The sequence below is a fragment of the Variovorax sp. 01T439_2 genome (genome assembly GCF_056398445.1).
This window is the reverse complement of sequence record NZ_JBFTPJ010000489.1, coordinates 1-7,217: the sequence shown is the minus strand read 5'-3', so window position 1 is coordinate 7,217 and position 7,217 is coordinate 1. Positions and strand designations below refer to the sequence as shown.

Genomic DNA, 7,217 nt, shown 5'->3' with positions numbered 1-7,217 from the left:
AAGTAAGGGTTCGGCCCGGGTAGGGCCACGGCATCGATCTTGCATATTGCGGGTCGATGCTTCGCTTCCTCCTCACGCGCGTGAGCCTGCTGGTGCCGACCTTCATCGGCATGACGCTGCTTGCCTTCTTTCTGATCCGGCTGGTGCCGGGCGACCCCATCGAAACCATGGCGGGCGAGCGCGGGATCGATCCCGAGCGCCATGCCCAGCTGCGCGCGGCCTACGGCTTCGACAAGCCGGTGATCGTGCAGTACGGCATCTACATCGGCCGCGTGCTGCATGGCGATCTCGGCAAGTCGCTGGTCACGCAGGAGTCGGTCGCCAACGAGTTCCTTGCGCTGTTCCCCGCCACGGTCGAGCTGGCCGTGTGCGCCATTGCCTTCGCGCTGCTGCTGGGGCTGCCGGCGGGCATCCTGGCGGCGGTGCGGCGCAATTCCATCTTCGACCATGGCGTGATGGCCACCTCGCTCACCGGCTATTCGATGCCGATCTTCTGGTGGGGGCTGCTGCTGATCCTGTTCTTCTCGGTGCAGCTGGGYTGGACGCCCGTGTCGGGCCGCATTGCGGTGCAGTACTTCGTCGAGCCTGAAACGGGCTTCCTCTTGATCGATGCGCTGCGCGCCGGCGACACCGGCGCCTTCTGGTCGGCGCTGCATCACCTCGTCCTGCCGGCCATCGTGCTCGGCACCGTGCCGCTCGCGGTCATCGCGCGCATGACGCGCTCGGCCATGCTCGAGGTGCTGGGCGAGGACTACATCCGCACCGCGCGCGCCAAGGGCCTCTCGCGCCTTCGCGTGGTGGGGCTGCATGCGCTGCGCAACGCGCTGATTCCGGTGGTCACGGTGATCGGGCTGCAGGTGGGCGTGCTCTTCACGGGCGCGATCCTCACCGAGACCATCTTCTCGTGGCCCGGTGTCGGCAAGTGGCTGATCGAGGCCATCGGCCGGCGCGACTATCCGGTGCTGCAGGGCGGCATGCTGCTGCTGGGCGGCATCGTGATGCTGGTCAACCTGCTGGTCGACGTGACCTACGGCGTCATCAACCCACGCATCCGGCATTGACCGATCCCATGGCAACGACGACACACGCAGATTCGAGCAGTATCGCGGGCGCGGCACCCCCCGGCCCCTGGCGCGAGTTCTGGACCGCCTTCTCGGCCAATCGCGGCGCGGTGATCGGGCTTGCCACCGTCGCGCTGCTGCTGCTGGTGGCTCTGTTCGCGCCGTGGATCGCGCCGCATGCGCCCAACGAGACCAACAGCGCCGTCTTCCTGCTGCCGCCGGCATGGCAGCAGGGCGGCTCCGCAAGCTACCTGCTGGGCACCGACGCCATCGGGCGCGACATTCTTTCGCGGCTGATGCACGGCGCGCGGCTCTCGCTGTCCATCGGCGTGGCGGTGGTGGCGCTGTCGGTGGTCGTCGGCGTGGTGCTCGGCCTTGTCGCGGGCTTCTTTCGCGGCGTGCTGGAGATCGCGATCATGCGGCTGATGGACATCGTGCTCACGATGCCGAGCCTGCTGATGGCCATCGTGATCGTCGCGATCCTCGGGCCGGGGCTGGTCAACGCCATGGTGGCGGTGGCCATCGTCGTGCTGCCGCACTACGTGCGCATCACGCGCGCCGCGGTCATTGCCGAGATCTCGCGCGACTACGTGACCGCCGCGCGCGTGAGCGGCGCCGGCACGCTGCGCCTGATGTTCCGCGAGGTGCTGCCCAACTGCGCGGCGCCGCTGATCGTGCAGGCCTCGCTCGGCATCTCCACGGCCATCCTCGATGCGGCGGCGCTGGGCTTCATCGGCCTGGGCGCGCAGCCGCCGTCGCCCGAATGGGGAACGATGCTGGCCGATGCACGCGAGTTCGTGCTGCGCGCCTGGTGGGTCGTGACTTTTCCGGGGCTCGCGATCCTCGCGGCCGTGCTGGCCTTCAACCTGCTCGGCGACGGCCTGCGCGATGCGCTCGATCCCAAACTGAAACGATGAACATGCTGCTGGACATCAAGGACCTGCACGTCGAGTTTCCCACCCAGGGCGGCGTGCTGCATGCGGTCGACGGCGTGAGCCTCAGGCTCGAGGAGGGCGAGGTGCTCGGCATCGTCGGCGAATCGGGCTCGGGCAAGAGCGTGACGATGATGGCGCTGATGGGCCTCGTGGGCTTTCCGGGCCGGGTGCGCGCGCAGCACATGCGCTTTGCGGGCAAGGAGCTGCTCGGCATCTCCGACAAGGCGCGCCGCGCGCTGGTCGGCAAGGAGGTGGCCATGATCTTCCAGGAGCCGACCACCAGCCTCAATCCCTGCTTCACCATCGGCTTCCAGCTGATGGAAACGCTGCGGCTGCACCTTCATCTGGACCGGCGCACGGCGAAAAAGCGCGCGACCGAGCTGCTCGAGCAGGTCGGCATACCGGCGGCGTCGTCGCGCCTGGGCAGCTATCCGCACCAGCTCTCGGGCGGCATGAACCAGCGCGTGATGATCGCGATGGCCATTGCCTGCAACCCGCGCCTGCTGATCGCCGACGAGCCGACCACCGCGCTCGACGTGACGATCCAGGCGCAGATCCTCGACCTGCTGCGCGAGCTGCAGAAGGAGCGCGGCATGGCGCTGGTGCTCATCACGCACAACATGGGCGTGGTCAGCGAGATGGCGCAGCGCATCGCCGTGATGTATGCGGGCCAGGTGATGGAGCAGCAGCGCGTCGACCGGCTCTTCGCGGATCCGCAGCATCCCTACACCGAGGCCCTGCTGGCCGCGCTGCCCGAACGCGCCGCGCCCGAGGGGCGGCTGGCCACCATCGCGGGCGTGGTGCCGGGCGTGCACGACCGGCCGGCCGGCTGCCTGTTCGCGCCGCGCTGCAGCTACGTGACGACGAAGGCCTGCAACGTGCGGCCGGCGCTGCGCGAGGTCGAGTCGCCGCCCGGCGCCGAGGTGCGCTGCCATTTCCCGCTCGGCGAGCCCGGGCGCATGGCGGCCATCGAGGCCGACCGGCCGCGGCCACAGGCCGTGGAGGCGCTGCCATGAGTGGCGATGCCATCGGCGACGTCGTCGTGGAGGCGCGCAACCTGCAGCGCACCTATGCCGTGCGGCGCGGCATGTTCCGCGCGCCTGCGCAGTTGCGCGCGGTCGGCGACATTTCTTTTCGCATCGAGCGCGGCCGCACGCTTGCGGTGGTCGGCGAATCGGGCTGCGGCAAGTCGACGCTCGCGCGCATGGTCGCATTGATCGAAAAGCCCACGGCCGGGCAGCTCGTGCTGGCCGGCCACGATGCCGTGGACCCGCCGCCCGCATACCGGCGCGAACTGCGCCAGGCCGTGCAGCTGGTGTTCCAGAACCCCTATGGCTCGCTCAATCCGCGCAAGAAGATCTCTGCGGTGCTCGAGGATCCGCTCGCCATCAACACCGCGCTCGGCAAGCCCGAGCGGGTTGCCAAGGCGCGCGAGATGCTGGCGCGCGTGGGCCTGCGGCCCGAGCATGCGAACCGCTATCCGCACATGTTCTCGGGCGGCCAGCGCCAGCGCATCGCCATTGCGCGCGCGCTCATGCTGGAGCCGCGCCTGCTGGTGGCCGACGAGCCGGTGTCGGCGCTCGACGTGTCGATCCAGGCGCAGGTGCTGAACCTGCTGGCCGACCTGCAGGCCGAGCTGGGCCTGGCCTATCTCTTCATCTCGCACGACCTGGGCGTGGTGCGGCACATCGCGCACGAGGTGCTCGTGATGTACCTCGGCCATGCGGTGGAGCAAGGTTCCAAGGCGCGCATCTTCGCGCGGCCGCTGCATCCCTACACGCAGGCGCTGCTGGCATCCACGCCCGGCCTCAGCAGCCAGCGCATCGTGCTCAAGGGTGAGCTGCCGTCGCCGCTCGATCCGCCCACGGGCTGCGTCTTCAACACGCGCTGCCCGCACGCGACGCAGCGCTGCCGCGAGGAGCGGCCGCTGCTGCGCGCGCTCGACGAGCGCCTGGTGGCCTGCCACTACGCGGAGAAATTCCTCGATGGCACGCCGCCGGTCAGCGCCGATGTGCCCTTGTCCCCGCCGTTCGCCGCGCCTCTGGCGGCGAACCCCTAGTTCACTTCCACCGTGTCCCAAGGAGTTGCCATGAAGAAGACCACCCAGCCATCCGTTTTGCGCCGCTCGCCCAGGCTTGGCGCGCTGCTCGCGCCGGCGGCGCTCGCCGTACTCGCACTGGGCGCGAGCGCCGTGTCCGCCAAGACGCTGGTCTATTGCTCGGAGGGCAGTCCCGAGAACTTCTATCCGGGCGTGAACACCACCGGCACCTCGTTCGACGTGACCACGCAGGTGTACAACACCATTGTCGAGTTCGAGCGCGGGACTTCATCTTCATGCTCGAGCGGCAGTGGAAGGAGAGCGACCCCTTCTTCAAGGTCACGAGCCAGAACCACTCCTACTTCAACGACATGGGCATGCCCAAGCTCCTGAAGTCAGTGGACCGCATCGACGACCTGACCGTGAAGATCACGCTCAACCAGGCCGAGGCGCCGTTCCTTGCCAACCTGGCCATGCAGTACGCGGGCATCCAGTCGAAGGAATACGCCATTGCCATGCTGAAGGCCGGCACGCCCGAGAAGGTCGACCAGGACCCGATCGGCACCGGCCCGTTCTACCTCGTGCAATACCAGAAGGACGCCGTCATCCGCTTCAAGGCCTTCCCGCAGTACTGGGGCGGCAAGGCGAAGATCGACGACCTCGTGTTCGCGATCACGCCCGACGCCTCGGTGCGCTGGGCCAAGCTGCAAAAGGGAGAATGCCACGTCATGCCGTATCCGAATCCGGCCGATCTCGACGCGATCCGCAAGGACCCGAACGTGCAGGTGCTCGAGCAGCCCGGCCTCAACGTGGGCTACCTTTCGTACAACACCACCAAGAAGCCCTTCGACGACGTGCGCGTGCGCAAGGCCATCAACATGGCGATCAACAAGAAGGCGATCATCGACGGCGTGTACCTGTCGACCGGCGTGGCCGCGAAGAACCCGATTCCGCCGACCATGTGGTCCTACAACGACGCGGTCAAGGACGATCCCTACGACCCCGAAGCCGCCAAGAAGCTGCTGGCGCAGGCCGGCTTTCCCGATGGCTTCTCGACCGACCTGTGGGCCATGCCGGTGCAGCGGCCCTACAACCCGAATGCCAAGCGCATCGCCGAGCTGATGCAGGCCGACCTTGCCAAGATCAACGTCAAGGCCGAGATCAAGAGCTTCGAGTGGGGCGAATACCGCAAGCGCCTGCAGGCCGGCGAGCACCAGATGGGCATGCTCGGCTGGACCGGCGACAACGGCGACCCCGACAACTTCCTCTACACGCTGCTGGGCTGCGCCTCGGCCAAGTCGGCCAGCGGCAGCAACATCTCCAAGTTCTGCTACCAGCCCTACGAAGACCTCGTGCTCAAGGCCAAGAGCGCGACCAAGCAGGCCGAGCGCGATGCGCTCTACAAGAAGGCGCAAGTCATCTTCAAGGAGCAGGCGCCGTGGTTCACCATCGCGCACGCGGTGCAGCTGAAGCCGGTGCGCAAGGAGGTGGTCGACTTCAAGCTCAGCCCCTTCGGCCGCCACACCTTCTACGGCGTGGACATCAAGTAGCCGATGAACGCACCCGTTGCCATCGTCGCGGCGATGCACGAGGAGCTGGGCGCGCTGCTCGCGCAGATGCCGGACGAGCAGCGCGTGCGCGCCGCGGGCCGCGACTTCTGGGTCGGCCACCTGCACGGCCAGCCGGTGGTGGCCGTGCTGTCGCGCATCGGCAAGGTCGCGGCGGCGGTCACGGCCGCGGTGCTGCTCGAGCGCTTCGGCGTGCGCGCGATCGTGTTCACGGGCGTGGCAGGCGGGCTCGCGCCGGGCGTGGACGTTGGCGACGTGGTGGTCGCCACGCAGCTGCTGCAGCACGACCTCGACGCCTCGCCGATCTTCCCGAAGTACGAAGTGCCGCTCATGGGCCTTTCGCGCTTTGCGGCCGATGCCTCGATCGGCGATGCGCTGGCGGCCGTGGCCGAAGCCGCGCTGCGCGATCCGGTGGCGCTGGTGGGGCAGGCGGCCGCCGACGAATTCGGCCTCCGGTCGCCGAAGGTGCACCGCGGCCTGCTGGTGAGCGGCGATCGCTTCGTCTCGACGGCCGCCGAGAGCGCTGCCTTGCGGCGCAGCCTGCCCGATGCGCTCGCAGTCKAGATGGAAGGCGCGGCGGTGGCGCAGGTGTGCCACGACTACGGCGTGCCGTTCGCGGCCATGCGCACCATCTCGGACCGCGCCGACGATGCCGCGCATGGCGACTTCGCGCGCTTCGTCGCCGAGGTGGCGAGCCGCTACAGCCTGGCCTTGGTCGATGCGTGGCTGGCCACGCTGCCTCCTCGCGGAATGCCGGCCGCTACTTGAGCCAGCCGCGCCGGCGGAAGTACCACATCGGCACCAGCGCGCTTGCCGCCATCAAGGCCAGCGCATATGGATAGCCGAGCGACCAGTCGAGCTCGGGCATCAGCTTGAAGTTCATGCCGTAGATGCTCGCGATCAGCGTGGGCGGCAGCAGCGCCACGCTGGCCACCGAGAAGATCTTGATGGTCTTGTTCTGGTTGATGTTGATGAAACCGACGGTCGCATCCATCAGGAAGTTGATCTTGTCGAACAGGAAGGCCGTGTGGTTGTCCAGTGATTCGATGTCGCGCAGGATCTGCCGCGCCTCCTCGAACTGCTCGGCGTTGAGCATGCGGCTGCGCATCATGAAGCTCACGGCGCGGCGCGTGTCCATCACGTTGCGGCGGATGCGGCCGTTCAAGTCTTCCTGGCGCGCGATGGCACCCAGCACCTCGCCGGCCAGCTCGTCGCTGACGTTGCCTTCGAGCACCTTCTTGCCCGCGATCTCGAGTTCGTCGTAGATGTTCTCGAGCGTGTCGGCCGAGTATTCGGCGTCGGCGTCGAACAGCTTGAGCAGCACTTCCTTGGCGTCTTCGATCAGGCCCGGCGCGCGTCGCGCACGCATGCGCAGCAGCCGGAACACCGGCACGTCCTCGTCGTGGATCGAGAACAGCACGCCGCGGCTGCGAAGCTCGGTGTTGTGCTGGTTCAGGATGAAGGCCACGCGCACCGAGCGCGGGTCTTCGTCGTCGTCGATCAGGAAGTCGGAGCGGATGTGCAGCTCGCCGTTGTCTTCCTCGTAGAAGCGCGCCGACTCCTCGATGTCCTCGTCCATCGCGTCTTCGGGAATCGAGAGGCCGTAGTACTGCTT

The 7,217-nt window shown here is 67.8% G+C and carries 6 protein-coding genes and 1 pseudogene; 6 read left to right on the top strand and 1 reads right to left on the bottom strand.

Annotated elements, in window-relative coordinates; all coding sequences use genetic code 11:
- Positions 1-56: 56 nt before the first annotated feature.
- The 6 genes and pseudogenes from AC1DOC_RS21240 (at position 57) to AC1DOC_RS21215 (ending at position 6,370) form a co-directional block, all read left to right on the top strand.
- On the top strand, positions 57-1,061 hold the full coding sequence (locus AC1DOC_RS21240) for an ABC transporter permease subunit (protein WP_412510197.1): 1,005 nt from the start codon (positions 57-59) through the stop codon (positions 1,059-1,061).
- An 8-nt stretch (positions 1,062-1,069) separates the two neighbouring features.
- Positions 1,070-1,978 (top strand): ABC transporter permease subunit, encoded by a 909-nt coding sequence (locus tag AC1DOC_RS21235; protein ID WP_478081618.1) that lies wholly within the window; start codon positions 1,070-1,072, stop codon positions 1,976-1,978.
- Positions 1,975-3,012, top strand: coding sequence for an ABC transporter ATP-binding protein (locus tag AC1DOC_RS21230; RefSeq protein WP_018903966.1), 1,038 nt, complete (start codon positions 1,975-1,977; stop codon positions 3,010-3,012). The genes AC1DOC_RS21235 and AC1DOC_RS21230 overlap by 4 nt, the downstream gene beginning before the upstream one ends.
- Positions 3,009-4,055 (top strand): peptide ABC transporter ATP-binding protein, encoded by a 1,047-nt coding sequence (locus AC1DOC_RS21225; RefSeq protein WP_278881113.1) that lies wholly within the window; start codon positions 3,009-3,011, stop codon positions 4,053-4,055. Before AC1DOC_RS21230 ends, AC1DOC_RS21225 begins: the two co-directional genes overlap by 4 nt.
- Positions 4,056-4,085: 30 nt before the next feature.
- Positions 4,086-5,584: pseudogene (locus tag AC1DOC_RS21220) on the top strand (ABC transporter substrate-binding protein).
- A gap of 3 nt (positions 5,585-5,587) precedes the next feature.
- Positions 5,588-6,370 carry a 5'-methylthioadenosine/adenosylhomocysteine nucleosidase gene (locus AC1DOC_RS21215; protein WP_478130430.1) on the top strand — a complete coding sequence of 261 codons (783 nt, stop codon included), beginning with the start codon at positions 5,588-5,590 and terminating at the stop codon, positions 6,368-6,370.
- Here AC1DOC_RS21215 and corA read toward each other — a convergent pair.
- A partial coding sequence (corA, locus tag AC1DOC_RS21210) for a magnesium/cobalt transporter CorA (protein ID WP_478130429.1) occupies positions 6,363-7,217 on the bottom strand: 855 nt, incomplete at its 5' end. The genes AC1DOC_RS21215 and corA overlap by 8 nt on opposite strands.

Coding starts and splice junctions, on each gene's coding strand:
- AC1DOC_RS21230 (WP_018903966.1), top strand. CDS start 1,975: ATGAACATGCTGCTGGACATCAAGGACCTGCACGTCGAGTTTCCCACC.
- AC1DOC_RS21235 (WP_478081618.1), top strand. CDS start 1,070: ATGGCAACGACGACACACGCAGATTCGAGCAGTATCGCGGGCGCGGCA.
- AC1DOC_RS21225 (WP_278881113.1), top strand. CDS start 3,009: ATGAGTGGCGATGCCATCGGCGACGTCGTCGTGGAGGCGCGCAACCTG.